The sequence below is a fragment of the Micromonospora sp. MH99 genome (assembly GCF_021442385.1).
Classification (GTDB): domain Bacteria; phylum Actinomycetota; class Actinomycetes; order Mycobacteriales; family Micromonosporaceae; genus Micromonospora.
Window position 1 is genome coordinate 1 of sequence record NZ_MUZA01000051.1, and the last position, 24,685, is coordinate 24,685.

At 73.6% G+C, this 24,685-nt stretch carries 22 protein-coding genes and 1 pseudogene; 9 read left to right on the top strand and 14 right to left on the bottom strand.

The window, feature by feature from the left end; translation table 11 throughout:
* Positions 1-379: GNAT family N-acetyltransferase (locus B0E54_RS23090; RefSeq protein ID WP_234587995.1), on the top strand; the 379-nt coding region annotated here is incomplete at its 5' end.
* A 31-nt stretch (positions 380-410) separates the two neighbouring features.
* On the opposite strand, the gene B0E54_RS23095 is transcribed toward B0E54_RS23090, so the two are convergent.
* Both B0E54_RS23095 and lgt read right to left on the bottom strand, forming a co-directional pair.
* Positions 411-1,598, bottom strand: coding sequence for an FAD-dependent monooxygenase (locus tag B0E54_RS23095; protein WP_234587996.1), 1,188 nt, complete (start codon positions 1,596-1,598; stop codon positions 411-413).
* A 15-nt stretch (positions 1,599-1,613) separates the two neighbouring features.
* Complete coding sequence (lgt, locus tag B0E54_RS23100; RefSeq protein ID WP_234587997.1) at positions 1,614-2,804, bottom strand: prolipoprotein diacylglyceryl transferase; 1,191 nt, start codon at positions 2,802-2,804, stop codon at positions 1,614-1,616.
* A 101-nt stretch (positions 2,805-2,905) separates the two neighbouring features.
* Between lgt and B0E54_RS23105 the strand changes: the two genes are divergently transcribed.
* A complete protein-coding gene (locus B0E54_RS23105) occupies positions 2,906-3,427 on the top strand; it encodes an NUDIX hydrolase (protein WP_234587998.1) in 522 nt (173 codons plus the stop codon).
* Between the two features lie 297 nt (positions 3,428-3,724).
* Here the strand turns inward: B0E54_RS23105 and trpA are convergent, their stop codons facing one another.
* From trpA to trpC, 3 genes are read right to left on the bottom strand one after another with little or no spacing between them, the layout of a single operon-like run.
* Positions 3,725-4,528, bottom strand: coding sequence for a tryptophan synthase subunit alpha (gene trpA / locus B0E54_RS23110; protein ID WP_234587999.1), 804 nt, complete (start codon positions 4,526-4,528; stop codon positions 3,725-3,727).
* Between the two features lies 1 nt (position 4,529).
* Positions 4,530-5,768 (bottom strand): tryptophan synthase subunit beta, encoded by a 1,239-nt coding sequence (gene trpB, locus B0E54_RS23115; protein WP_234588000.1) that lies wholly within the window; start codon positions 5,766-5,768, stop codon positions 4,530-4,532.
* 37 nt (positions 5,769-5,805) lie between these two features.
* Positions 5,806-6,609 (bottom strand): indole-3-glycerol phosphate synthase TrpC, encoded by an 804-nt coding sequence (trpC, locus tag B0E54_RS23120; RefSeq protein ID WP_039906616.1) that lies wholly within the window; start codon positions 6,607-6,609, stop codon positions 5,806-5,808.
* Positions 6,610-7,095: 486 nt separating this feature from the next.
* Here trpC and B0E54_RS23125 point away from each other — a divergent pair, with 486 nt between their 5' ends.
* Entirely contained in the window at positions 7,096-7,365 is a 270-nt protein-coding gene (locus tag B0E54_RS23125) for a hypothetical protein (protein WP_234588001.1), read from the top strand.
* Here B0E54_RS23125 and B0E54_RS23130 read toward each other — a convergent pair whose 3' ends face one another.
* The 4 genes and pseudogenes from B0E54_RS23130 to B0E54_RS32520 form a co-directional block, all read right to left on the bottom strand.
* A complete protein-coding gene (locus B0E54_RS23130) occupies positions 7,366-7,965 on the bottom strand; it encodes a Trp biosynthesis-associated membrane protein (RefSeq protein ID WP_234588002.1) in 600 nt (199 codons plus the stop codon).
* A 55-nt stretch (positions 7,966-8,020) separates the two neighbouring features.
* The gene (locus B0E54_RS23135; protein WP_234588003.1) at positions 8,021-9,574 is read right to left on the bottom strand and encodes an anthranilate synthase component I; all 1,554 of its coding nucleotides are present in this window, start codon (positions 9,572-9,574) and stop codon (positions 8,021-8,023) included.
* Positions 9,571-9,999, bottom strand: coding sequence for a phosphoribosyl-AMP cyclohydrolase (hisI, locus tag B0E54_RS23140; protein ID WP_234588054.1), 429 nt, complete (start codon positions 9,997-9,999; stop codon positions 9,571-9,573). The genes B0E54_RS23135 and hisI overlap by 4 nt, the downstream gene beginning before the upstream one ends.
* Positions 10,000-10,179: 180 nt before the next feature.
* A pseudogene (locus B0E54_RS32520) lies at positions 10,180-10,866 on the bottom strand (phosphoribosyl-AMP cyclohydrolase); the annotation flags it as partial.
* A 192-nt stretch (positions 10,867-11,058) separates the two neighbouring features.
* Between B0E54_RS32520 and B0E54_RS23150 the strand changes: the two are divergent.
* The 3 genes from B0E54_RS23150 (at position 11,059) to B0E54_RS23160 (ending at position 13,232) form a co-directional block, all read left to right on the top strand.
* Positions 11,059-11,799 carry an ABC transporter ATP-binding protein gene (locus B0E54_RS23150; protein ID WP_234588004.1) on the top strand — a complete coding sequence of 247 codons (741 nt, stop codon included), beginning with the start codon at positions 11,059-11,061 and terminating at the stop codon, positions 11,797-11,799.
* Positions 11,796-12,551: an ABC transporter permease gene (locus B0E54_RS23155; RefSeq protein WP_234588005.1), complete on the top strand. Its 756-nt coding sequence runs from the start codon at positions 11,796-11,798 to the stop codon at positions 12,549-12,551. Before B0E54_RS23150 ends, B0E54_RS23155 begins: the two co-directional genes overlap by 4 nt.
* 84 nt (positions 12,552-12,635) lie before the next feature.
* Positions 12,636-13,232: a TetR family transcriptional regulator gene (locus B0E54_RS23160; protein WP_234588007.1), complete on the top strand. Its 597-nt coding sequence runs from the start codon at positions 12,636-12,638 to the stop codon at positions 13,230-13,232.
* A 38-nt stretch (positions 13,233-13,270) separates the two neighbouring features.
* Here B0E54_RS23160 and B0E54_RS23165 read toward each other — a convergent pair whose 3' ends face one another.
* The 3 genes from B0E54_RS23165 to B0E54_RS23175 all read right to left on the bottom strand — a co-directional run bounded on the left by B0E54_RS23165 (position 13,271) and on the right by B0E54_RS23175 (position 17,890).
* Positions 13,271-14,020 carry a DUF2470 domain-containing protein gene (locus B0E54_RS23165; protein ID WP_234588010.1) on the bottom strand — a complete coding sequence of 250 codons (750 nt, stop codon included), beginning with the start codon at positions 14,018-14,020 and terminating at the stop codon, positions 13,271-13,273.
* An 84-nt stretch (positions 14,021-14,104) separates the two neighbouring features.
* Positions 14,105-15,892, bottom strand: coding sequence for an ABC transporter ATP-binding protein (locus tag B0E54_RS23170; RefSeq protein ID WP_374109307.1), 1,788 nt, complete (start codon positions 15,890-15,892; stop codon positions 14,105-14,107).
* A gap of 114 nt (positions 15,893-16,006) precedes the next feature.
* The gene (locus B0E54_RS23175; RefSeq protein WP_234588012.1) at positions 16,007-17,890 is read right to left on the bottom strand and encodes an ABC transporter ATP-binding protein; all 1,884 of its coding nucleotides are present in this window, start codon (positions 17,888-17,890) and stop codon (positions 16,007-16,009) included.
* Between the two features lie 170 nt (positions 17,891-18,060).
* On the opposite strand from B0E54_RS23175, the gene B0E54_RS23180 reads away from it, so the two are divergent.
* From B0E54_RS23180 to B0E54_RS23190, 3 genes are all read left to right on the top strand, one after another.
* Positions 18,061-18,690 (top strand): TIGR03085 family metal-binding protein, encoded by a 630-nt coding sequence (locus B0E54_RS23180; RefSeq protein ID WP_234588014.1) that lies wholly within the window; start codon positions 18,061-18,063, stop codon positions 18,688-18,690.
* 128 nt (positions 18,691-18,818) lie between these two features.
* A complete protein-coding gene (locus tag B0E54_RS23185) occupies positions 18,819-19,769 on the top strand; it encodes a terpene synthase (RefSeq protein WP_234588015.1) in 951 nt (316 codons plus the stop codon).
* Between the two features lie 138 nt (positions 19,770-19,907).
* The gene (locus B0E54_RS23190) at positions 19,908-21,734 is read left to right on the top strand and encodes a long-chain fatty acid--CoA ligase (RefSeq protein WP_234588016.1); all 1,827 of its coding nucleotides are present in this window, start codon (positions 19,908-19,910) and stop codon (positions 21,732-21,734) included.
* 45 nt (positions 21,735-21,779) lie between these two features.
* On the opposite strand, the gene B0E54_RS23195 is transcribed toward B0E54_RS23190, so the two are convergent.
* Positions 21,780-23,057 (bottom strand): low temperature requirement protein A, encoded by a 1,278-nt coding sequence (locus B0E54_RS23195; RefSeq protein WP_234588017.1) that lies wholly within the window; start codon positions 23,055-23,057, stop codon positions 21,780-21,782.
* Between the two features lie 111 nt (positions 23,058-23,168).
* Positions 23,169-24,626 carry a PLP-dependent aminotransferase family protein gene (locus B0E54_RS23200; RefSeq protein ID WP_234588018.1) on the bottom strand — a complete coding sequence of 486 codons (1,458 nt, stop codon included), beginning with the start codon at positions 24,624-24,626 and terminating at the stop codon, positions 23,169-23,171.
* Positions 24,627-24,685: the final 59 nt, after the last annotated feature.

The window sequence follows — 24,685 nt, forward strand, 5'->3', positions numbered from 1 at the left end:
GGCCGGCCCGGCCGAGCGCGACGCGGCGGTCACCGAGTTGGAGCTCGCCGCGCTGGACGAGGAGCGGGTCCGGATCGCCGACGGCCGGCGGATCTCCGCGCTGGCCGGCACGCCGACCGAGGGCGCGCTGGCCAGCGGCATGGCGATGCGGGTGGACGACGTCGCGGAGATCGCCGGGGTGGCCACCCTGCCGGCCGCCCGCCGTCGCGGCCTGGGCGCCGCCCTGACCGCCACCCTCGCCCGCGAACTGCTCGCCGCCGGCACCGGCCTCGTCTTCCTCTCCGCGGGCAGCGAGGAGATCGCACGGGTCTACCTGCGGGTCGGCTTCCGCCGCATCGGCACCGCCTGCATCGCCGAACCCGCCGCCCTGATCCCCTGAACCGCGCGGACTCCCGCAGCGACGCGGACGGTCAGGCCGGCGGACGCCACTGCGCCGCCGAGGCGGCGGCGCTGGAGAGCAGCCGCGAGTTGATGGTGCCGAGCGCCGCGTCGCGGGCGCGCAGCGCCAACCGGCCCCGGGTCTGGAGCACCGCCGACATGCGCCGGGTCTGACGGACCACCGTCGCCGCCCGGGGACGGCGCACCCGGTCGTACGTCTGCACGGCGTCGGGCAGGCGGGCCTCGCGCAGCAGCGAGGCGAGCGTCGCGGCGTCCTCGAAGGCGAGGCAGGCGCCCTGGCCGAGGTGCGGCGGCATGGCGTGCGCCGCGTCACCGAGCAGCACCACCCCGCCCGGCCCGACTCCGAAGCCGTAGGCGCGGGGCAGCGGGCGCAGCTCGCGGACCTCCTGCTGCACCAGGTCGCTCGGGTCGGTGGCGTCGAGCAGCGCGGCGATCGGCGCCGGCCAGCCGGCGTACCAGCGGCGCAGGAGGGCGAGCTGGGTCTCCGGCGGCTCGGGGCGAGGAGCGCCGGCGGCGGTGGCCACCCAGTAGATGCCACCCCGGCTGGAACCACCCGATGAGCCACGCTCGCCCAACGAGGCGGCCACGAACCGGTAGCCCGCGCCGAGAACCTCGCCGGCGATCGGCTGGTCGGCGGGCAGCCGAGGCGCCCGGTACCAGGGGATGACAGCCCGCCAGGCCGCACAGCCGGAGCTGACCACGCCGGACTCGGGGGCCAGTTGGCGACGGATGACGCTGTCCGTGCCGTCCGCGGCGACCACCAGGTCAGCCTCGATGGTGTGCCGTCCGTCGCTCACACCCGGGCGTTCGCCCGGCTCGACACGAACGTGGCGAACGGTCACCCCGGTACGCAGCTCGACCCGGTCACCGAGGCCGGCGATCAACGCGTCGTGCAGATCCTCCCGGTGCACCACCACCGGCATCCGGTCGGCCGGGGTCGGCCGGGGTTGCACCAGCCAGTGCCCGTCCGGGCGGCGGACCCCACCGTCGGGCAGCGGGGTCGCGATGGCGGCCAGGCCGGCGCCGAGACCGAGGGCCTGCAACGCGCGGACGCCGTTGGGCCAGAGCACCACGGCGGTCGGCTCGGGGCGGACCCGCTCGGCGCGGTCCAGCAGGGTGACCTGCCAACCGGACCGGGCCAGCGCCCCGGCGACCGCGAGGCCTCCGACCCCGGCGCCGACCACCACCGCGCTTCGCATCGGTGCCGCCCCCGCTCAGCTGTCCCGGTCGGCGGGGCGAACGCCGGAGGCGTCGGCCCGGTCCTCGTCGCGCGCCTCGGGCGTGTCATCCACCGGCTCGTCGGCGCGGGCGCGGGCCGCCTCGTCGTCGGTCGCCTCGGCGTCGAGCGGCTCGGTGCCCTCGGGGCGTGCCTCGTCGTCCGCCTCCGGCGGCGCCACGCCGGTGTCCCGCCAGGTGTCGTACTGCTCCTCGCTGACCACCCGGTAACCCTCCGGGGCGGCGGCACGCGCGCTGGTCTGGCCCTCGGAGAGGTCGACCTGGGACACGTCGGAGGTGGTGGGCGGCGTGGGGGTGCCCGCCGGGCCGATCGGGATCAGGTACTCCCGGGGGCCGCGGACCCGCACGAAGTAGATCAACGCGCCGAGGAAGACCAGGGCGGCCGTCCAGACGTTGAGTCGTACGCCGAAGATCTGGTTCGCTTCGTCGGTGCGCATCAGCTCGATCCAGAACCGGCCGGCGGTGTAGCCCATCACGTACAGGGCGAACGCCCGGCCCCGCCCGAGCCGCAACCGCCGGTCCAGGATGAGGACCAGCGCGACCACGCCGAGGTTCCACAGCGCCTCGTAGAGGAACGTCGGGTGGTAGAGGCCGGGTTCGAGGATCGGCTGCCCGGCGTCGTCCCGCAGCGAGTGCCCCGGGTTGTCCGGATCCATCCGGTGGATCTCCAGGCCCCACGGCAGCGTCGTACGACCACCGAACAGCTCGTTGTTGAACCAGTTGCCGACCCGCCCGACGGCCTGGGCCAGCGGCAGCCCGGGCGCGAGCGCGTCGGCCACCACGGTGAACGGGATGCCCAGCTGGCGGGCGGCGATCCACGCGCCGACCGCCCCACCGGCGACGGCGCCCCAGATGCCGAGACCACCCTCCCAGATGGCGAACGCCTTCAACGGTTCGCCACCGGCGCCGAAGTACTTCTCCGGAGAGGTGATCACGTGGTAGATCCGCGCGCCGATGATGCCCGCCGGCACCGCCCAGACGGCGATGTCGAGCACCGCGCCGGGCGCGACGCCGCGCTGACGCAGGCGACGTTCGGTCACCCAGCAGGCCAGCACGATGCCGGCGATGATGCACAGCGCGTACGCCCGGATCGGAACCGGCCCGAGCTGCCACACCGCGGTGCTGGGACTGGGCAGGGCCGCCTGGGGGGACAGCGAGGCGTTGGTCACGGGTGCACACGCTACCGCTGCGCACCCCCGCAGCGGCACCCCGGGCCGCCGCGCGCGGATCCCGATGACTTCTGGTTTGCGCCGCCGTACGCTCTTTGTCCATGGGCGTGCTCACCTGGGCGGTCGCCGCTGTCGTCACCGACGACGCCGGCCGGGTGCTGCTCTGCCGCCAGGGCCGGGGCCAGCGTCGGTACGCGTTGCCCGGCGGCCGGCTGCGCCCGGCGGAGAGCCCGGTGCAGGCGGCGCTGCGCGACATCCGCGCCGAGACGGGCTGGGAGATCGACCTGGTCGACCTGGTGGGCGTCTACCACCTCGACGGCCCGACGACGCACGCACGGGCCGGTCGGGCCGGGCCGCTGCCGGACATCCTGGTGCACGTGTTCCGCGCGCGTGTCACCGAGGGCCGGCCCAGCGCCGACCCGCCGCCGGGCTGCCGGCTGTCCTGGCACGCCCCCGACGCGCTGCCCGAGGCCGTCACCCCACTGACCCGGGCTGCCGTCACCGACGGGCTCGCCAGCCGCTCCGGCGTCCTGCGCCGCGTCTCCCGCGATGAGCGGTCTGGGGCAGGTCAGCCGCCGGAGCAACGCGGCGAGCCGACAGCCGACCCGTCCCTTCTGTCCTGACTCGGCTCTCCCGCCGCACTCAGCCCGGTCCGGACCAGCGGGGGTCGCGAGGCGTTGCTGCCAGCGCCTGGGAGCACATCCGCGAGAAGGCCGTATACCTGTGAGTCATAAAAATGACTCACAGGTATACGGCTCTTCGGCGACAGGTAGGCCCGGCGCTCATGTCGTCCGTTGCACCGGCCGGACGACGTCCACGTCCATGGCCCGAGCGACCGACGCAGGCGAGGCCGTGGCGATGGCAACCCGACGGTCCAGGACCCGGCGGTTCAGGACCCGACGGTTCAGGGACCCGGCGGTTCAGCGGGCGGGGTTGCGGACGCCCTCGGCGAGTTCGGCGCTGAGGGTGCGCAGCGCGGCCAGCCCCTCGGCCTCGGAGGAGGCGTCCAGCACACAACGAACGAGGGCGCTGCCGACGATCACCCCGTCGGCGTACCCGGCGACGGTGCTGGCCTGCGCGCCGGTGCCGACGCCCAGGCCGACACCGACCGGCAGGTCGGTGACCGCGCGGACCCGCGAGACCAACGTCGGGGCGGCGTCGGACGTCTGCGCCCGAGCGCCCGTCACCCCCATCACGGCGGTGGCGTAGACGAAGCCCCGGCAGTTGTCCACGGTCATCGCCACCCGGGCGTCGGTGGACGACGGCGACACCAGGAAGGTGCGGTCCAGGCCGTGCGCGTCCGAGGCGGCCAGCCACTCGGCAGCCTCGTCGGGGATGAGGTCAGGTGTGATCAGGCCGGTGCCGCCGGCGGCGGCGAGGTCGCGGGCGAACACGTCCACGCCGTACCGCTCGATGGGGTTCCAGTAGGTCATCGTGACGACCGGCGCACCTGTCGCCGCGACCGCCTCGATGATGCGCAGCGCGTCGGCCGTACGGACGCCGCCGGCCAGCGCGATGTCGCTGGCCTTCTGGATGACCGGGCCGTCCATCACCGGGTCCGAGTACGGAATCTCGACCTCGATGACGTCGACGCCGGCCTCGACCATTGCCGTCATGGCCGCGATGCTGCCCTCGACGGTCGGGAACCCGGCCGGCATGCAGCCGACCAGCACGGCCCGCCCGTCGGCCCGGGCCTTGTCGAAGGCCACCCCGATGCGGCTCATCTCAGTGCTCCTTGTCGAGGATGCCGAAGTAGTCCCCGGCGGTGTGCACGTCCTTGTCGCCCCGGCCGGAGAGGTTGACCACGATGGTGGGCTCCCGGCCCAGCTCGGCGGCCAGCTTCGGAGCCAGCGTGACGGTGCCGGCGAGGGCGTGCGCGCTCTCGATCGCCGGGATGATCCCCTCGGTGCGGCAGAGCAGCTCGAACGCGGCCATCGCCTCGGCGTCGGTGACGGGCAGGTAGCTGGCCCGGCCGGTGTCGTGCAGCCAGGCGTGCTCGGGCCCGATACCCGGGTAGTCCAGGCCCGCGGAGATCGAGTGCGACTCCAGCGTCTGCCCGTCGGCGTCCTGCAGCACGTACGTGCGGGCGCCGTGCAGCACACCCGCCGACCCGCCGGTGATGCTCGCGGCGTGCCGAGTGGTGGCCACCCCTTCGCCGCCGGCCTCGAAGCCGTAGAGCCGCACGTCCTCGTCGGGAACGAAGGCGTGGAAGATGCCCAGCGCGTTGGAGCCGCCGCCGACGCAGGCGGTGACGGCGTCCGGCAGCGCGCCGGTCAGGTCGAGGCACTGCTGACGGGCCTCGTCGCCGATGCCCCGCACGAAGTCCCGGACCATCGCCGGGAACGGGTGCGGCCCGGCGGCCGTGCCGATCAGGTAGTGGGTCTCGTCGACGTTCGCCACCCAGTCGCGCATGGCCTCGTTCATCGCGTCCTTGAGGGTGCGCGAGCCGGTGGTCACCGGAACGACAGTGGCGCCGAGCATGCGCATCCGGGCCACGTTGAGCGCCTGCCGCTCGGTGTCGACCTCGCCCATGTAGACGACGCACTCCAGGTCGAACAGGGCGGCGGCGGTCGCGGTGGCGACGCCGTGCTGGCCCGCCCCGGTCTCGGCGATCACCCGGGTCTTGCCCATCCGCTTGGTGAGCAGCGCCTGGCCGAGCACGTTGCGGACCTTGTGGGCGCCGGTGTGGTTGAGGTCCTCACGCTTGAGCAGCACCCGCGCGCCGACCTTCGCGGAGAACCGCCGGGCCTCGTAGAGCAGCGACGGCGTGCCCGCGTAATCGCGCAGCAGCGCCCCGAACTCGGCCCGGAAGGACTCGTCCGCGATCGCCGTCCGCCACGCCCCGTCGAGCTCGTCCAGCGCGGCCACCAGGGCCTCGGGCACGAACCGGCCGCCGAAGCGGCCGAAGTGGCCGGCGGAGTCGGGCTGCGAGCCGGCCACCGGGGCCAGCGCATCGGCGCTCATCGGAAATCCTCTCGGTGGGGCGTCACACCGGCGCGGGTCAGCGCACCGGCCGGGGCGTCGCCGGGTGGTTGCCGGCGTTGACCAGTTCGGCCACCGCCTCGCGTGGGCTCTTCTGGGTGACCAGGCCCTCGCCGACGAGGACCGCGTCCGCGCCCGCGGAGGCGTACCGGATCAGGTCGTGCGGGCCGCGGACGCCGGACTCGGCGATCTTGACAACGCTGCTCGGCAGGCCCGGCGCGATCCGCTCGAACACCGACCGATCCACCTGAAGGGTACGCAGGTCACGGGCGTTGACCCCGATCACCTGGGCACCGGCCTCCAGGGCCCGGTCGGCCTCCTCCTCGTCGTGGACCTCGACGAGCGCGGTCATGCCCAGCGACTCGATCCGCTCCAGCAGGCCCATCAGCACGTTCTGCTCAAGGGCGGCCACGATCAGCAGGACCAGGTCGGCGCCGTGCGCGCGCGCCTCGTGCACCTGGTAGCTGGAGACCACGAAGTCCTTGCGCAGCACGGGCACGGTGACCGCGGCCCGCACGGCCGCCAGGTCATCGAGCGACCCGCCGAACCAGCGCCCCTCGGTCAGCACGCTGATCGCCCGCGCCCCGCCCGCCGCGTAGTCGACGGCGAGATCGGCCGGATCGGCGATCTCGGCCAGCCGGCCCTTCGACGGCGAGGAGCGCTTGACCTCGGCGATGACGGCCACGCCGGGCTTACGCAACGCCGCGTACGCGTCCAGCGGTGGCGGCGCCGCAGCGGCCAGCTCACGGATCCGTTCCAACGGAACCTGTTCCTGGCGTCGGGCGACGTCCTCGCGCACGCCAGCCAGGATCTCGTCGAGCACGCTTACGGACGCTGCCTGACCGGCGTCGTCCCCCTCCGCGTGCGCATGCTCAGCAGTCACCAACGGACTCCCCTCTCCGGGTGTCATGGGCCGATGCTAGGGGCAGCCGACCGACGCCGGGAGCCGGGGGTATGGCGCTGCTCACGAAAAGGGCTGCGGCATAATGGCCGACTTGCCGTGAACGGGATGTCACGCAGCGCCACCTCCGGTATCGACCGCCGTCACGCGACGGGAGCCCGGCGGCCCCGGTCGAACCGGGCCGACCCATCGATCATGCCACCGCTTCCGGTCCGCCGCGCGACGACAACGACACCGATCGATGCTGTGAGCAAGCTCAAGGCCGAACGGCCGGTCCCAGGTCGCGAGCATGGCGGGACAGTTGACCGGGCGGTCACCCCGGCGAAACGTCAGCCGGCCAGCATCGTCCTCGGGCAGACTCGATGACGCGCCTGCCCGACCGTCGCCAACTCCTCGTGCGGGGTGACCATGAGCATTGTCGAGTCGAACCCGAGCATCGGACTGACCACCATCTCCCGGACCGTGGCGTCCCTCGCCGTCGGCGTGGTGCACACCCTGGAGCGGGCCGTCGTCGGCGAGGGCCGGATGCGCACCGCGCGCGGCAACGCCTGGGAGGCGGTCTGCGCCGACCGGGCCCGCGCCGACCGACGCGCCGAACTGGACCGCCTGGTGGCCGAACTGACCGCCGCCCGCGCCGCCTCGGCCCGCCCGCAGCGCGAGCGCCAGCCGGTCGGCTGATCAGCCGGCCGTCGGGTCCTCACCCCGGTCCAAGGCGTCCCACGCCTCGGTGGTCCGCCGCCCGGCCATCCGGCCCGGTTCGGCGACCGTCGTGGGCGCACTCTCCGTGACGGTCCGCGTCGGCCGCTCGTACCGGGCGCCCATCGCCGGCCAGACGCCGCCCCGCAGCCCCGTCCACCCGCCGCCCACGGCGGCGAGCAGACCGCCGAGCAGGCACAGCGCCGGCCACTGCCGGCTCACCACGCCGTCGAGATCGGCCACCAGGCCGTAAGCGCCACCGGCGGCCACCGCCAGGCCCAGAACGCCCAGCAGCACCCCCAGCAGGCGCCGCACCCAGCCCCGGGTGGCCAGCACCGCGCCACCGCCGGCCAGCGTGACCAGCGCCAGCGCCGGCAACCACGGCAGCAGGGCAGCACCAGTGCGGGCCTCGCGCACCGGCGGCAGCGGCGCCGGCCGCGCGGTCAGCTCGACCGACCAGCCCCGGGTCGCCGCCCACAGCGCCAGGGCCGCGCCCGCCAGGCAGAGCAGCACGGCGTACGTCAGCTGACGCCGACCCCCCACGCCCCCGCCGCCGGTCTCCCGCCGGCCATCGACGCTCACCGGGCTCGCCTTTCGTTCGCGACTGCGGGGCTCCGCTGCGCTGCACTCCTCGCGCTCACCGGGCTGCCCTCAGCGTCTCCGCCGCGGCGATCGCGGCCAGCACGGCGGCCGCCTTGTCGCGGGTCTCCTGCTCCTCGGCGGCCGGATCCGAATCGGCGACCACCCCCGCGCCGGCCTGCACGTAGGCACGGCCGGAACGGATCAGCGCGGTCCGGATGGCGATCGCCATGTCCAGGTCGCCGCCGAACCCGAAGTAGCCGACCGTGCCGCCGTAGAGACCACGGCGCACCGGCTCCAACTCCTCGATGATCTCCATGGCCCGCACCTTCGGAGCGCCGGAGAGCGTCCCGGCCGGGAAGGTCGCGGCGAGCGCGTCGAACGCGGAACGGTCGTCACGCAGAGTGCCGGTCACTGTGGAGACGATGTGCATCACGTGGCTGTACCGCTCGATGGTCGCGAACTCGGGCACCTGGACGCTGCCCGGCTCACAGACCCGGCCCAGGTCGTTGCGGCCCAGGTCGACGAGCATCACGTGCTCGGAGCGCTCCTTGGGGTCGGCGAGCAGCTCGGCGGCGAGCCCGGCGTCCGCCGTCGCGGTGGCGCCACGCGGCCGGGTGCCGGCGATCGGATGCAGCAGCGCCCGGCGCCGCCCGTCCGCACCGGCGGTGACCTTCAGGTGCGCCTCCGGCGACGAGCCGACGATGTCGAACCCGTCGAAGCGCAGCAGGTACATGTACGGGCTGGGGTTGCTGGTGCGCAGCACCCGGTAGACGTCCAGCGGATCGGCGTGCGTCGCCCGCTCGAAGCGCTGCGACAGCACGATCTGGAAGCACTCGCCGGCCCGGATCGCCTCCTTGGCGGCCTCCACCGCCTTGACGTAGCCACCCTCGGGCGTACGGCAGAGGACCTCGTCGGCAGGTGGACGCTCGACCGTGGAGATCATCGGTGGGATGGGCCGGGACAGCGCCGTGGTCATCGCGTCGAGGCGGCCCACCGCGTGGTGGTACGCGGCGGTGACCTGCGCGTCGCGGCCCGGGGTGTCCAGCGGCGGCAGCACCGCGTTGGCGACCAGGATCGCCGAGCCGTCGTAGTGGTCGAGCACCACCAGGTCGGTGGCGAGCATCATGCCCAGCTCCGGCACGCCCAGATCGTTCTCGGTCAGCTCGGGCAGCCGCTCGAAGCGGCGGACGAGGTCGTAGCCGAGGTAGCCGACCATGCCACCGGTCAGCGGGGGCAGACCGTCGGACGGGTCCCCGAGCGGGCCGGCGAGTGCCGCGACGGTGTCCCGCAGCACCCGCACCGGATCGCCGTCGGTGGGCAGCCCGGCGGGCGGCTGGCCGAGCCAGGTCGCCACCCCGTCCCGCTCGACGAGGGTGGCGCTGCTGCGCACGCCGATGAACGAGTACCGCGACCAGGCCATGCCCGCTGAGCCGACGCCCTGTTCGGCCGACTCGAGCAGGAACGTGCCGGGCCCGCCGGCGAGCTTGCGGTAGACACCCACCGGGGTCTCGGCGTCGGCCAGCAGGCGTCGGGTGACCGGCACGACGCGCCAGCGGGCGGCCACGTCGGTGAAGGTGGCCAGGTCGGGGCTCACCGCGCCGTCGGTCATGTGCCCGCCCCCGTCACCGGCAGCTCGGTGAAGAAGCAGGTCCGGTGCCCGGTGTGGCAGGCCGCGCCGACCTGGTCGACGCTCACCAGCAGCGCGTCGCCGTCGCAGTCCAGCGCTACCGAGCGCACGTACTGGTGGTGGCCGGAGGTGGCGCCCTTGACCCAGTACTCGCGACGGCTGCGCGACCAGTAGGTGGCCCGGCCGGTGGTGAGGGTGCGGTGCAGCGCCTCGTCGTCCATCCAGGCGACCATCAGCACCTCGCCGGAGTCGTGGGCGCGCACCACGGCGGCGACCAGACCGTCGGCGGTGCGGCGCAGCCGGGCCGCGATGGCCGGATCGAGCTGGGACGGACGGACCGGCGCCGACGCCGACGGGCCGCTCGGATCGCTGGGGACGCCGGTCACCGGCGCGTCAGGTACGGGCACAGTTGCCCATTGTCCTGCACGCGGCGCGGGCACCGGCGACGACTCCCGCCGAGGGTTCGGCGGGTGACCCACGGGCCGGGCGAGCTGGGCCACGTAGCGGTCCAACCGGCCGTCGACGAGGGCGTCGGCCAGGTCGGCGCCGGCCGCGTCGGCGATCTCCCCGGCGTACGGGCGGATCAACGGCAGGATCCCGGCGACCAGCCGGACGGCGGCGGCCCAGAGCTGCCCGGTGCCGCCCGGACGCAGCCCGAGGCAGAGCAGCATGTCGTCCCGGTAGCTGGCGGGGGCGACCGGCAGCTCCAGGGCCGCCGCGAACGCCGCCCGCCGGGAGGACACCCGTACCGACGGGTTCGCCGGGCGCAGCACCGACGGGCAGAGCCGGGCGAGGTCCGCCACGGCGAGCCGGACCCCGGGGCGGTCGGCGGCCGCCCGGGCGGCGGCGGCCTTGCCGAGCATGGCGATCAGCTCCTCCAGCCGGGGCGGCTCGGCGGGCTGGCAGAGCACCGGCAGGTCGATCCGGGGCCGCCAGTGCGGGTCGGCCCAGAGCAGCCGGGCCGGCGCGGTGACCGGCAGCCCGAACGCCCAGTCGGCCGGCTCGCCGAGGCGGTGCACCCAGGAGCGGACGTCGCGGGCGGCCACCGAGACGTGGGTGACCCGGCCGGCGGTCTCGGCGAGGTACGCGCGGCGGGCGGCGTACGGGGAGCCGCCGACCAGCACGTCGAGGTCGACGTCGCTGTGCGCGGTGGCGGCCCGTCGGGCGTGACTGCCGCGCAGCAGGATGCCGACGACCGGCCGCTCAGCGGCGTCCCGCAACCGCGCGGCCCAGTCCTCGAGAAATCCGCTGTGCGGTAACGGAGCGTGACCCACGGCGCCATCGTGCCGTACGCCCGATCAGTACGCAATGCCCGTTGCCGGACCTGCTGTCCGGTCCGAAGCCTACTGCCCGTTGTGATGCTGGGCGCGACGGCGGGCGTCGTCTCGAACGCGGGCCGTTGCGCGGACGGAGTTATCTCATCTAGCGTTGAGTTCAACAGACGATGAGTTTTTCGGAGGTGCGTGATGGACGACGCGATAACCGTCCGCGACCTGGTGGTCGACCGGGGCGGGCGGCGGGTGCTGGACGGCATCAGCTGCGCCGTTCCGCGCGGCGCCGTCACCGGGCTGCTGGGCCCCAGCGGCAGCGGCAAGACCACGTTCATGCGCGCGGTGGTCGGCGTGCAGCTGGTCAGCGCGGGCACGGTCACCGTGCTGGGCCAGCCGGCGGGCACCCCGGCACTGCGCAACCGGGTGGGCTACCTCACGCAGGCGCCGAGCGTCTACGCCGACCTGACCGTCCGGGAGAACGCCCGCTACTTCGCGGCCCTCTACGGCCGTGGTCGTGCCGAGGCCGACGAGGCGGTCAGCGCCGTCGGGCTGGCTGAGGCGGCCGGTCAGCTGGTCGCCACCCTCTCCGGTGGTCAGCGCAGCCGCGCCTCGCTGGCCTGCGCCCTGGTCGGCGACCCGGAGCTGGTCATCCTCGACGAACCCACAGTCGGTCAGGACCCGGTGCTGCGGGCCGACCTGTGGGCGCGGTTCCACGCGATGGCCGCCGCCGCCACCACCCTGCTGGTGTCCAGCCACGTGATGGACGAGGCGGCCCGCTGCGACCGGCTGCTGCTGATCCGCCAGGGTCGGCTGATCGCCGACGACAGCCCGGCCGCGATCCGCGCCGCCGCCGGTGTGGACGACCTCGACGAGGCGTTCCTGCGACTGATCAGGGCCGGCGCGGGGGACGCCCCGGCCGGACGGGAGGCATCGTGAACCCGCGGATCCTGGCGGCCACCACCGGCCGCATCCTGCGTCAGCTCCGGCACGACCGGCGCACGATCGCGCTGCTCGTGCTGGTGCCGACCGTCCTGCTCACCCTGGTCTACTTCATGTACGTCGACCAGCCGACCCCGCCGGGGCAGCCCTCGACGTTCGACCGGATCGCGCTGGTGATGCTGGGCATCTTCCCCTTCGTGATCATGTTCCTGGTCACCAGCATCGCGATGCTGCGCGAACGCACCTCCGGCACCCTGGAACGGCTGCTCACCACCCCGCTGGGCAAGCTCGACCTGCTCTTCGGGTACGGCATCGCGTTCGGGCTGGCCGCCGCCGTGCAGGCCGCGGTCGCCGCCGGTGTCGCGTACTGGATCTTCGACCTGCGGACCGTCGGCAGCAGCTCTCTGGTGATCGGGATCGCGGTGCTCGACGCGGTGCTCGGCGTCGCCCTCGGCCTGCTGTGCAGCGCCTTCGCCCGCACCGAGTTCCAGGCAGTACAGTTTCTGCCGGTCGTGGTGATCCCCCAGCTGCTGCTCTGTGGGCTGTTCGTGGCCCGCGACCAGATGGCCGGCTGGCTCCAGGCGCTCAGTGACGCCTTCCCCCTGTCGTACGCCATCGAGGCCTTGCAGGAGGTCGGCGCCAACGCCGAGCCGACCGGCACGATGTGGCGGGACGTGGGCGTGGTGTTCGGCGCGGTGGTGCTGGCGCTGGTGCTCGCGGCGGCGACCCTGCGGCGGCGCACCGGCTGACCGGCCGGCGGCGACCCGCGCCCCGCGGGTTGCCGCCAGCCGTCGGGGCAACCGACGGCGTCAGCTGACGAACGAAGGGCGGCGATGACGCGGCGGACCGGCCGGCGACCCGGCAACCCGGACACCCGGGAGGCGATCCTCGACGCGGCGCGCGCGGCGTTCGCCGAGCGCGGCTTCGACGCCGCCTCGATTCGCGGCATCGCCGCCACCGCCGGGGTGGACCCGGCGCTGGTGCACCACTACTTCGGCAGCAAGGACCAGCTCTTCCTGGCCGCGATGAACTTCCCCGTGGACCCCGGCCAGATGGTGCCGAGGGTGCTCGCGGGCGACCGGGAGGGCGTCGGCGAGCGCCTGGTGCGGACGTTCCTGAGCATCTGGGACTCCCCGGCCGGCAGCGCCGGGGTGGCGCTGCTGCGCTCAGCGGTGAGCAACGAGTGGACCGCGCGGCTGCTGCGGGAGTTCATCACCACGCAGGTGCTGCGCCGGGTGCTCGACCAGCTCGACGTCGACCCGGCCGAACTGCCGCTGCGCGGCTCGCTGGTCGCCACCCAGCTGATCGGGTTGGCGATGATCCGGCACGTGGTACGCATGGAGCCGGTGGCGTCCGCCGACCCGGAAACCCTGGTCGCCGCCATCGGCCCCACCATCCAGCGGTACGTCACCGGAGAGCTGCCGACCTAGGACCGCCCGGCCGGAAGCTCCGGGCGGGCTGGACCGGGTCAGCCCGGTGGGCGGGCGTCGGCCGGGCGACGCAGCGGCGGCAGGAGGCGGCTCAGCTCGTCGGGATCGGCCAACGGGCACGGGAACGCCAGCCGGACGCGCCGCCGTGCGCCGGGGCGCCCGAGGGCCACCACCAAGCCGTACCTGTCGACGCGTACCACGCGCGGCGGCCCGTCCGGGGTCTGCCCGGTCAACCCGAGTTGCCGGCGCAGGTAGTCGGTCACCTGCTCGGCGTCGCGCTCGGCGAGATCGGCCAGCAGCAGCGCCTCGAACGGGTGCACCGGGTCCGGCTCGGCCTCGGCGTACTCCCCCGGGTCGATCCGGTGCACGACGCCGGCCCGCTCCCACCGCACCTCGGCCACCTCGAAGCGGAACAGCCGGAACCGGACGCCCACGTCGAGCAGGTCGCCGGTCGGCTCGACCGCGGCGAAGTCGAGCGCGGCGCGGCGTGCCTCCTCGTCGTGCAGTTCGGCGGCCCAGCCGGAGACCCAGGCCCGCCCGAGCCCGGGGGCGCCGGCGGCGGGTGGCAGGTCGAGGACGTCCAGGACCACTGCGACGTCGACGCCTCCGGCCACCGGCTGCAACGCGGCGCCCAGGTGGCTGGCCACCGGCACCAGCAGCAGCACCCGGCCGTCGGGATCGGTCACGTGCCGGGCGTGGTGCGGGCCCGGCCGGCGGGCCAGGTGGACGAGACCGGGCAGCCGACCGGCGACGAGGGTACGAACGATCTCGGCGGGGCTGGGCCGCATGGCGCGACCTCCTTAAGAGGTTAGGCTTACCTAACCCGGAGCGTAGAGCACCCGTTCCACGGCGTCCAGCAGCCCGGCGCTTCGTTACCGGGTCTGCTCCAACCAGGAGGCGTACAGCAGGCCGTAGACCGAGTCGGAGTCGTGCACCAGCTCGTCGTGCGGGCCCCGCTGCACGATGCGACCCCGGTCCACCACGATCACCTCGTCGGCAGCCTGGGCGGTGGAGAGCCGGTGCGCGATGGCGAGCGTCGTACGACCCCGCGTGACGGCGTCCAGGGTGCGTTGCAGCCGCACCTCGGTCGCCGGGTCCACCGCGCTTGTCGCCTCGTCCAGCACCAGCAGATCCGGATCGGCCACGTACGCCCGGGCCAGCGCGACGAGCTGTCGCTCCCCGACGCTCAACGCCTCGCCACGTTCCCCGACGGGGGTGTCCAGGCCGGCGGGCAGACCGTCCAACCAGTCCGCCAGGCCCAACTCCGTGAACGCGGCGCCGAGCTGCTCGTCGGTCAGCTCCGGCCGGGCGAACCGGACATTGTCCCCCACCGTCGCGTCGAACAGGAACCCGTCCTGCGGCACCATCACCACCCGGGAACGCAGCGAGTCGAACCGCACCTGCGCCAGCGGCACCCCGGACAGCAGCACCGCTCCCGCCGACGGGTCCATCAGGCGGGTGAGCAGCTTCGCGAAGGTCGTCTTGCCGCTGCCCGTCTCACCGACCACCGCCACCCGGCTCTTCGCCGGGATCTCCAGGTCGATGTCGTGCAGCACCGGCGGGCCACCCGGATAGGCGAACCGCACCCCGGCGAACCGGATGTCCAGCGGGCCGGCCGGCAGGTCCCGTCCCTGCTCCCCCGGGTCCGCCACGTCCGGGGCCACGTCGAGCACGTCCAGCACCCGCCGCCAGCCCGCGATCGCGTTCTGCGCCTCGTTGAGCACCTCGGTGGCGATCTGCACCGGCTGGATGAACAGCGTCACCAGGAACAGGAAGGCGGTCAGCTGGCCGATCGACAACGTGCCGTCCACCCCCAACGTCACCCCGAGCACCACCACGCCCGCCAGGGCCAGACCGGCCGCGAGCTCACCTACCGAACTGCCCACGATGCTGATCCGGATCGCCCGCTGCTGCGCCAGGCGCTGATTGTCGATGGCCTCGTCCAAGCGGCGCGCGGTGCGCCCCGCGATGCCGTACGCCCGGATCACCGGCGCCCCCACGACGCTCTCACCGATTGCGCCCAGCAGCGTGCCGGTGCGCTGACGCACCGTCGCGTACGCCGCGCCGAGGCGACGCTGCAACTGGCGGATGACGAGCACCGCCGGCAGGAACGCCACCAGCACCACAAGGGTCAGCTGCCAGGAGTACGCCAGCATGACGGCCGTCGTCACCACCAGCTGACCCAGGTTGACCAGCAGGATCACCCCACCCCACTGGAGGAACTGGGTGATCTGGTCGACGTCGCTCGTCACCCGCGAGACCAGCGACCCACGCCGCTCCGACTGCTGGTGCAGCATCGACAGGTCGTGCACGTGCCGGAACGCCCGCGTCCGCACGTTCGCCAACGCCGTCTCGCTGACCGTGAACAGCCGGCGCATCATCAGGTAGCCGCAGGCCGTGGTCACCACGAGGATCGCCGCGGTGACCGCCACCACCGACCAGACCACGTCGAGGTTCAGACCACCGACGATGCCGCGGTCGATGCCCTGCTGCACCGCGACCGGAACGGCCACCCGGCCCACCATGTAGACCAGGGCCAGGCCCAGGGTGGCGGCCAGGCCGGTGCGCAGCTCCGGGGAGAGCGCCAGCCCCCGCCGCAGGGTCTGCCAGGTCGTCTCCGTCCGCGCGTCCCGCTCGTCGTTAGTCACCGTCGTACTCACCGGGCTGGCCTTTCGTTCGCGACTGCGGGGCTCCGCTGCGCTGCACTCCTCGCGCTCACCGGGCTGGCCTTTCGTTCGCGACTGCGGGGCTCCGCTGCGCTGCACTCCTCGCGCTCACCGGTCCACCTCGATCTCCAGGCCCGACGGCAGCTGCGCCACCTCGTCGTCGTACGCGCGCTCCTGCGCGCGGTCGACCTCCGCCTGCTCGTACGCAGTGACCAGGTCCACGTACCCGGGAACGGTGGCCAGCAGCTCGGTGTGTGTGCCCCGGGCGATCACCCGGCCCTGCTCGGTGTAGACGACCTCGTCGGCGAGGGCGATGGTCGCCCGGCGGTACGCCACCACCAGGATCGACGCGGCCGGCACTCCCGGCTCACCCGCCGACGCCCGCAGACCGGCGAGGATGGCCGCCTCCACGCGGGGGTCGACGGCGCTCGTCGCGTCGTCGAGCACCAGCAGGCGTGGCCGCCCGGCCAGCGCGCGGGCCAGCGTGAGCCGCTGCCGCTGGCCGCCGGAGAGCGAGGTGCCCCGCTCGCCGACCATCGTGTCCAGTCCCTCCGGCAACGCGGCGACGAACCCGTCCGCCTCGGCCAGGCGCAGCGCCGCCCAGACGGCCTCGTCGTCGATGCCCGCCCGGTCCAGGGCGACGTTGGCCCGCACGGTGTCGTCGAAGACGAACGGCACCTGCGCGACCAGCGCGACGGTGCCGGCCAGCGACGCGGCGGTCAGGTCGCGCACGTCCACGCCGTCCAGCTCGACGACGCCGGAGTCCGGGTCGACCAGGCGTACGGCAAGCGACGCGATGGTGGACTTCCCGGCACCGGTCGGCCCGACCAGCGCGACAGTGCGGCCGGCCGGAACGGTGAAGCCGACCTCGCCGAGCACCTGCGCGCCGGGCTCGTGCGCCTCGGCCGGCGGGTAGGAGAAGTGCACGTCGGTGAACGTGAGCGTGGCCGGCCCCGGGGTGGCCGGGTCGAGCACCTTCTGCCCGTACGGCATCTCGCCGGTGGCGTCGAGGACCCGGCGCACCCGGTCCCAGCCGGCGACGCTGCGCGGCAGCTCGGCCAGCACCCAGCCGATGGCCCGCACCGGGAAGGCCAGCACGGTGAAGAGGAACGCGACGCTGACCAGCTCGGTGACGCTTATCGCGCCCTGGCGCAGGCGGAACGCCCCGACCACCAGCACTGCGAGGGTGCCGAGGCTGGGCAGCGTCTCCAGCAGCGGGTCGAAGACACCCCGCAGCCGGCCGACCGAGATCAACGCGTCGCGCAGCTCGCCGGCGCGACCGGCGAACCGGGCCGTCTCCTGCGCCTCGCGGCCCATCGTCTTGACCACCAACGCGCCGTCGAAGCTCTCGTGCGCGATGCCACTGACCTCGGCGCGCAACCGCTGCGCCCGGGCCTGCCGGGGCGCCATCCGACGCGAGTAGACGACGTTGAGCGCGAACAGCGCGGGAAAGACCGCGAGGCCGACCAGGGCGAGGGCCCAGTCGGTGGCGAACAGCGAGACGATCGCGCCGACCAGCATCACCAGCGTGCCCACCGCGAAGGGCAGCGGCGCGATGGGATACCAGGCCGCCTCCACGTCGGAGTTGGCGTTGGACAGCAGCGTGCCGGTGGCGTTGCGGTGGTGCCACGACAGCGGCAGGTCCAGGTAGCGGCGGGTGACCCGGCGGCGGTAGGCGGCCTGGAGCCGGTACTGCATGTAACCGGCGCCGAGCCGGCGACCGAAGATGCCCACCACCCGCAGCACGCTGATCCCGAACAGGGCGACCGCGGCCAGCGCCAGGGTGCCGACGCCCACCTCGCCCCGCGCGATGGCCGGCACCACCACGTCACCGACCACCGCGCCCACCACGTACGCGCTGACGATGACCATCGAGCCGAACAGCACACTGCCGATCACGGCAACCGCGAAGATCCGCGGCTGCTCCCGGATCGCCTGCCGCAGAACCCCCAGCCCCCTGCCGAGCACGTCCCGACTTGTCCTGCTCGCCACGCTCTCCCCCGCCGTAAGCCACAATTATCTCCCTCATCCTTACCGCTGCGAGCCGGCACCGCCGACCCGGACGGGATATGTCGACCGTCACGTACCGGACGTCCGGGCCCGGGGGTGCGATCGGCGGCCGCCGGCGCGCGGCGGCGGGTCCGCGGGCCTACGATCGGGCCATGTCCCGGTACGCCCGAGCCGAGCGCGAGGCGCTGGCCGATCTCTTCCTGGCCCTCGGGCCCGACGCGCCGACGATCAACGAGGGCTGGGCGACCCGCGACCTCGCCGCGCACCTCGTGTTGCGCGAGCGCCGTCCGGACGCGGCCGGCGGGATCCTGCTGCCGCCGCTGCGGGGGCACGCCGAACGGGTCCGCCGACGACTCGCCGCCGGGCCCTACCCCGAGCTGGTGGCGCAGGTGCGCCGGCCGCCGGTGTGGAGCCCGATCAGTAACCCGCTGACCGACGAGCTGGTCAACACGGTGGAGTTCTTCATCCACCACGAGGACGTGCGGCGGGCCGTCCCGGGGTGGCAGCCGCGCGACCTGTCCCACGGTCTGCAGGCCACCCTGTGGAAGCGGGTCGCCCCGCTCGCCCGGCTGTCGCTGCGCCGCTTCCCGGCGGACCTCTACGTGCAGGCGCCCGGTCACGGCGAGGTCTCCGTCGGTCGTGGTGGCGAGCGGCTGCGGTTGGTGGGCGCCCCGGCCGAGCTGACCCTGTTCCTCTCCGGCCGCCAGCGGGTGGCCCGGGTTCAACTGGACGGTTCGGCGACGTCCGCGCAACAGCTCCGCAACGCCAGCCTGGGCATGTGACTTACTGCACTTAATCGGTCACAGGACGGTGGGTAACCGCCTCAGTCCCAGCGATGCGCGCCGATACCTCCTCCCGTACGCTTCAGCGCGCCGTTCCGCGCCGGGGCGGCACGATGTGGGGGCACACGATGCGAAGTTTCGCGATCACGGCGCTACGGGAACCCTCCTTCACGGCGGGGCGCCACAAGTACACGGATCGAGCAGCCAGCGAGAGCGTCGAGTGGGCGCGCGCTCTCGGTCTGGTCAATTCCGGTCATCAAGTTCATCGACTACAACGGGCAGACGCCGCCGGCCTGGCCGGAAGGGCCTGCCCGGAAGGGCCGGCGCAGGGGCTGCGGCTCCTCACCGACCTGATCTCCTGGCTGTTCGTCATGGACGACGCCTGCGACGAGGACGGCCTCGGGGCCGACCCGGGCCGGCTGGCGCCGGTCATCGCCGCGCTGCTCGACGTGCTGGACCGCTGCGGCGACCCGCTCGCGGAACCGCCGCCGGACGCCGGCCCGCTGGGCGCCGCGCTGCACGACCTGTGCCGGCGCACCCGGGCCGAGGGCCGGGCGCCGATGCTGCTGCGGTTCGTCAGTCAGCTGCGCCAGTATCTGCTGGCGCTGCTGTGGGAGGCCACCAACCGGGAACGCCGGCGGGTGCCGGGGCTGACGGAGTACGTCCAACTGCGTCGGCACATCGGCGGCGTACACCCCTGTCTCACCCTTACCGACCTGGCGTCCGAGCAGCCGCCCGGGCCGGCCCGGCGTGCCGATCCGGCACTGAGCGCACTGGACCTGCTGGCGGTGGATCTCGTCTGCTGGTGCAACGACCTCTTCTCGTACGGCAAGGAGAGCCAGGCCGACCCGGACGCGCACAATCTGGTGACGGTCATCGCGCAGGAGGGCGGCCTGGACGAGGCGGACGCGTTGCGGGCGGCCGCGGACCGTTTCAACCGGGGGTTGACGGCGTACCTGGAGGCGGAGGAGACGTTGTTGGCCAGCGGCGTCGAGGCCTTGAACTCGCCGTTGGCGGCGCGGCGCAACTGGGTCCGGGCAACCTACGACTGGTCACTCGTGGCTGCCCGGTACGCCTGATCAGGGGTGGGTCGGCCGGCCGACGGGGAGGCCGGCCGATCACCAGCACTAGCCGATGCCCGGTGCCAGGCAATACTCTTCGGTAACCACTATGACGTGACGACCGTCACGCCACCACCCCCGAAGGCGGCTACAGCGATGGCTCTCGATGTACCGTACCGTTCCATCCCGGACATGTTCCTCAAGCGCGTGGCGGCCACCCCCGACCGACACGCGTTCGCGTCCCCGACCCCTGACGACTCGGGCCCCGACTGGCTGACCTGGGAGCAGGTCGGCCAGCGCGCCAAGGCCGTCGCCGCCGGCCTGCACGCGCTCGGCGTCGGCCAGGAGAATCCCGTCGCCATCCTCGCCAACACCCGGCTCGACTGGGTGGTCGCCGACCTCGGCATCATGTGCGCCGGCGGGGCGACCACCACCGTCTACCCGACCACCGAGCCGGCAGACGCGACATACATCATCGCTGACTCCGCCTCGCGGGTGCTCTTCGCGGAGAACCCGGCGCAGGCCGCCAAGATCGCCGGAGCGGACCTGCCGGCGCTGACCCACGTGGTGCTCTTCGACGGCACCCCGGACCCGAGCGCCGCGGTTCCCCAGCTCACCCTGGCCGCCTTGGAGGAACAGGGCACCCGCGCGCTGGCCGCCGAGCCCGATCTGATCGACATGCTGGTGGCCGGCATCGGCCCGGACCACCTCGCCACGCTGATCTACACCTCCGGCACCACGGGCCAGCCCAAGGGTGTCGAGCTGCTGCACGGCGGCTGGTGCTGGGAGGCCGTGGCGCAGGCCGAGGTGGGCCTGCTGCGCGACGACGACCTGCAGTACCTGTGGCTGCCACTGGCCCACTCGTTCGGCAAGACGCTGCTGTGCGGCGCGATCCACGTCGGCCTGCCCACCTACGTCGACGGCCGGGTGGACAAGCTTGTCGACCTGCTCGGGGTGATCCGGCCGACGCTCATGTGCGGCGCTCCCCGGGTCTTCGAGAAGGTCTACAACAAGGCGGTCACCACGGCCCAGGGCGCCGGCGGCGCGAAGGCGAAGATCTTCGCCTGGGGTGTCCAGGTCGGCAAGGAGAAGGTCGCTCTGGAGCAGGCCGGCAAGCCGGTGCCAGCCGGGTTGAAGCTGCGCTACGGCCTGGCCGAGAAGCTGGTGTTCAGCAAGCTCCAGGCCCGCCTGGGCGGACGGATGCGGGTGCTGGTCTCCGGCGCCGCTCCGCTGAGCCCCGAGATCGCCACTTTCTTCGCCGCCGCCAACCTGCCGATCTCCGAGGGCTACGGCCTCACCGAGACCAGCGCCGGCAACTTCGTGAACCCGCCCTCCGGGCTGCGGATCGGCACGGTCGGGCAGGCGATGGGCGACCTGGAGTGCCGGATCGACACCGACGGCGAGATCCTGGTCCGTGGCCGGCCCGTGATGCGCGGCTACCACAACCTGCCGGAGGAGACCGCCGCCGCGTTCACCGAGGACGGCTTCTTCCGCACGGGTGACATCGGCAGCCTGGACGAGCAGGGCTACCTGCGGATCACCGACCGCAAGAAGGACCTGGTCAAGACCTCGGGCGGCAAGTACATCGCGCCGTCGCACATCGAGGGGATGTTCAAGGCGATCTGCCCGTACACCTCGCAGGCGGTGGTGGTCGGTCAGGCCCGCAACTTCTGCACGATGCTCGTCACGCTGGACCCGGACGCGATCCGGGGCTGGGTGGCCGGCGGCCCGCTGGAGGGCCGCGACTACACCGAGATCGTCGCCTCGCCGGAGGCGCAGGCGATGGTCGAGGAGTACGTCGCCCAGCTCAACGCCAAGCTCAACCGCTGGGAGACGATCAAGAAGGTGGCGATCCTGCCGCGCGACCTGACGATCGAGGACGGCGAGATCACCCCGTCGTTGAAGATCAAGCGGCGTGGCGTGGAGAGCAACTTCGCCGCCGAGATCGACAAGATGTACGCGGGCACGCTCGCCGAGCTCTGAGCCGACCGAGGGTCCCGTGCCCGGCTCCCCGCCGGCGCGGGGCCCTCACAGGTGTTGGCCCCGCCACCTCGTCTGCTCCTCCTCCACGGCGAGCTGCTCCTCCAGCGCCACCTGCCGGACCCTGCGCCGGCGTCGGGTGTCGACGACCGTCTGGGCGCCCACCGCCAGCGCGGCGGCGAGGGCCAACAGGGCCAGCGCGAACAGCTCGGGCAGCGCGCCGGCCACCGGCACCAGCACGAGCAACAGCACGATGCCGCCGATCGTGGGCCAACGCGGGGCGGCGAGCAGCCACCGGCCCAGCACGATGAGCGCGAGCAGGTAGAGCGCGACCCCGCCGTAGAGCGCCAACAGGTCGAACCCCGGCAGCGGAACACCCCAGCTCGGCGTGTGGGGGGCGGCTCCCTCGTGGATGAGCCCCTTGAGGCCGAGCGCGAACAGGATGACGCCGATGATGACCGGCAGGTGCAGGTAGGTGTAGGCGTCCCGGGCCATGGCGGCGCGGGCGTCCGGGTCGCGGGTGCGGTGCAGGGCCTGTTCCATGCCGAGTGCCAACGTGTCGAAGTACGCCCACCACAGCGACGCGGCCACCGCGACGCCGAGCACCGCGGCGATCAGCACCGGCCAGGTGAGCGGCAGGGCGGCGGTGCCACCGGGGGCGAGCCCGAGCGCGATGATCGCCTCGCCGAGGGCGACCAGGACGATCTGGCCGTGCCGCTCCGCCCAGTGCCCGGCGGAGAGCACCGTCCACCCGGTGCCGCGCAACGCCAGCCCGGCCCCGTACTCGACGGCCAGGGCGGTGAGCCAGAGCGCCAGCCGGAACACCCCCTCGGCGGCGCCGTCGAAGAGCCGCTGCGGCACCAGGGCGGCCACGACGATGAGCGACGTGGAGAGCACCACTGGCAGGGCAAGCATCCGCCAGCGTCGACGCACGTCCCGGTTCCGACGGCCGAGCCACAGGAAGATGGACGTCTCGCCGACCCGGACCAGGAAGTAGCCGGCCGCGAAGACCAGCGGGCCGTACAGCCCGCCGGGACGGTCGACGAACGCCTTCGGCAGGCTCAGCGCGAGCACGAAGGCGGCGGCCATGGTGACGAATCCGACCAGCGGGACGATGCCCTGGTCGGTGCGGATCAGGTTGCCCAGTACGGCGAAGCCCGACCAGCACCACCAGAGCAGCGCCAGCACCACCAGGCACTGGACCAGGCCGCGGACGGTCCGGTCGGCGGCGGTGGCGGTGGTGACGTTCAGGAAGGCGAAGACGAAGATCAGGTCGTAGAAGAGTTCGAGGCGGGTGGCCCGGGAGCCGGGTGCGCTCCGTTGCACCCCGCGTGTCCGCCCGCCCTCGCCCACCAGGGGATTGTGGCAGTCGCGGCCGGGTCGAAGACGCGTTCTGAGCAGACGGGCGCTGGCGGCGCGCGCTCTGCCGTGCGGGGCTCAGGCGATGACTGACGGCTCCCGCCATCGCTGCCGGCCGGTCCGGTCCAGGTCGTAGCGGACCGTGGCGATCCGCTCCACGGCCTCCACCAGGTCGGCGGCCGGCAGGGTGAACGGCAGCCGCAGGAAGCGTTCCAGGGTGCCGTCCAGACCGAACCGGGGGCCGGGCGCGAGCCGGACGCCGACCTCCTCGGCGGCGCGGGCGAGCGCGCTGGAGACCGGGCCGTCCAGCTCGGCCCAGAGGGTGACGCCGCCGCGTGGCACGGTCACCCGCCAGTCCGGAAGTCGGTGGGCCAGCGCGGCCAGCAACGCGTCGCGCTGGGCGGTGAGCTGGGCCCGGCGGTCGGCGACGATGGCCGCCGCGTCGTTGAGCAGGTGCACCGCTACCAACTGGTCGAGCACCGGGCTGGACATGTCCACGCCGACCCGGACGGCCGCCAGCCGCTGCACCTGCGGCGCGGAGGCGCGTACCCAGCCGATGCGCAGGCCACCCCAGTACGGCTTGCTCATCCCCCCGATGCTCACCACCCGGGAGTGCCTGTCGAACGTGGCCGTGGGCGGGGGCAGCTCGGTGCCGTCGAGCGGCAGGTCCACGAAGGACTCGTCGACGATCAGGTCGGTGCCGACGGCGTGGGCCGCGGCGACCACCTGCTCGCGCAGCGCCGACGGCATCAGGTGCCCGGTCGGGTTCTGGAACTCCGGAATCAGGTAGGCCAGCTTGGGCCGGGTCTGCCGCAGGCTGCCCAGCAGCAGGTCGGGCTCCCAGCCACCGGAGTCGGCGGACAGCCCGTGCGTCGTGATCCGGGCCCGGCGGCTGGCCAGCGCGGCGAGCGCGTTGGGATAGGTCGGGGATTCGACGAGCACACTTCCGCCGGGTGCCAGGGCGAGGCGCAGCACCAGGTCCAGGGCGTGCTGGGTGCCACTGGTGACCATGATCTGGTCGGCCGAGGTAGGCAGCCCCCGCGCGGTGTAGCCGGCGGCCACCGCGTCGCGCAGCTCGCCGATCCCGGTCGGGTGGTAGCCGGCCCCGCCCAGGTAGCGGGGCAGATCCTCGGCGGCGGCCCGCGCGGCGGCGAGCAGCTGCGGCGGGGCCGCCAGCGCGGCGACGCCGAGGTCGATCATCTCCCGGTCGTCCAGCGGGGTCCACAGCCCGGTGCTGGCGACCCGGTGGTTGCCGGGCAGCATCGTCCAGCTGCCGGCACCCCGGCGGCTGGCCAGGTGGCCGGTCTCGCGCAGCTCCCGGTAGGCGGCGGTGACAGTGGTGCGGCTGATCCGCAGCGCCTCGGCCAGCTCGCGTTCGGCCGGGAGGCGCACGCCCAGCGGGAGCCGGGCGTCGGCGAGCAGACCGCGCACCGCGCCGGCCAGGGCGGCGTAGTCGGGACTGCGACGACGGCCCGGCAGGGCGTGCCACTGCCCCAGCAACCGGGCCAATTGGACGCCTCGCACCTGAGCTGTCATGGCCACTCCTCGGATATTGGCTTCTTCAGCCGGGAGGATTGGCCCCTAGGGTGGCATGC

What these genes read in the sequence shown, in the direction of transcription:
- B0E54_RS23095 (WP_234587996.1), bottom strand. Translation starts at nt 1,598, where the DNA reads ATGCGAAGCGCGGTGGTGGTCGGCGCCGGGGTCGGAGGCCTCGCGGTC.
- B0E54_RS23105 (WP_234587998.1), top strand. Translation starts at nt 2,906, where the DNA reads ATGGGCGTGCTCACCTGGGCGGTCGCCGCTGTCGTCACCGACGACGCC.
- trpA (WP_234587999.1), bottom strand. Translation starts at nt 4,528, where the DNA reads ATGAGCCGCATCGGGGTGGCCTTCGACAAGGCCCGGGCCGACGGGCGG.
- trpB (WP_234588000.1), bottom strand. Translation starts at nt 5,768, where the DNA reads ATGAGCGCCGATGCGCTGGCCCCGGTGGCCGGCTCGCAGCCCGACTCC.
- B0E54_RS23125 (WP_234588001.1), top strand. Translation starts at nt 7,096, where the DNA reads ATGAGCATTGTCGAGTCGAACCCGAGCATCGGACTGACCACCATCTCC.
- B0E54_RS23135 (WP_234588003.1), bottom strand. Translation starts at nt 9,574, where the DNA reads ATGACCGACGGCGCGGTGAGCCCCGACCTGGCCACCTTCACCGACGTG.
- B0E54_RS23150 (WP_234588004.1), top strand. Translation starts at nt 11,059, where the DNA reads ATGGACGACGCGATAACCGTCCGCGACCTGGTGGTCGACCGGGGCGGG.
- B0E54_RS23160 (WP_234588007.1), top strand. Translation starts at nt 12,636, where the DNA reads ATGACGCGGCGGACCGGCCGGCGACCCGGCAACCCGGACACCCGGGAG.
- B0E54_RS23165 (WP_234588010.1), bottom strand. Translation starts at nt 14,020, where the DNA reads ATGCGGCCCAGCCCCGCCGAGATCGTTCGTACCCTCGTCGCCGGTCGG.
- B0E54_RS23180 (WP_234588014.1), top strand. Translation starts at nt 18,061, where the DNA reads ATGTCCCGGTACGCCCGAGCCGAGCGCGAGGCGCTGGCCGATCTCTTC.
- B0E54_RS23185 (WP_234588015.1), top strand. Translation starts at nt 18,819, where the DNA reads ATGCGAAGTTTCGCGATCACGGCGCTACGGGAACCCTCCTTCACGGCG.
- B0E54_RS23190 (WP_234588016.1), top strand. Translation starts at nt 19,908, where the DNA reads ATGGCTCTCGATGTACCGTACCGTTCCATCCCGGACATGTTCCTCAAG.
- B0E54_RS23200 (WP_234588018.1), bottom strand. Translation starts at nt 24,626, where the DNA reads ATGACAGCTCAGGTGCGAGGCGTCCAATTGGCCCGGTTGCTGGGGCAG.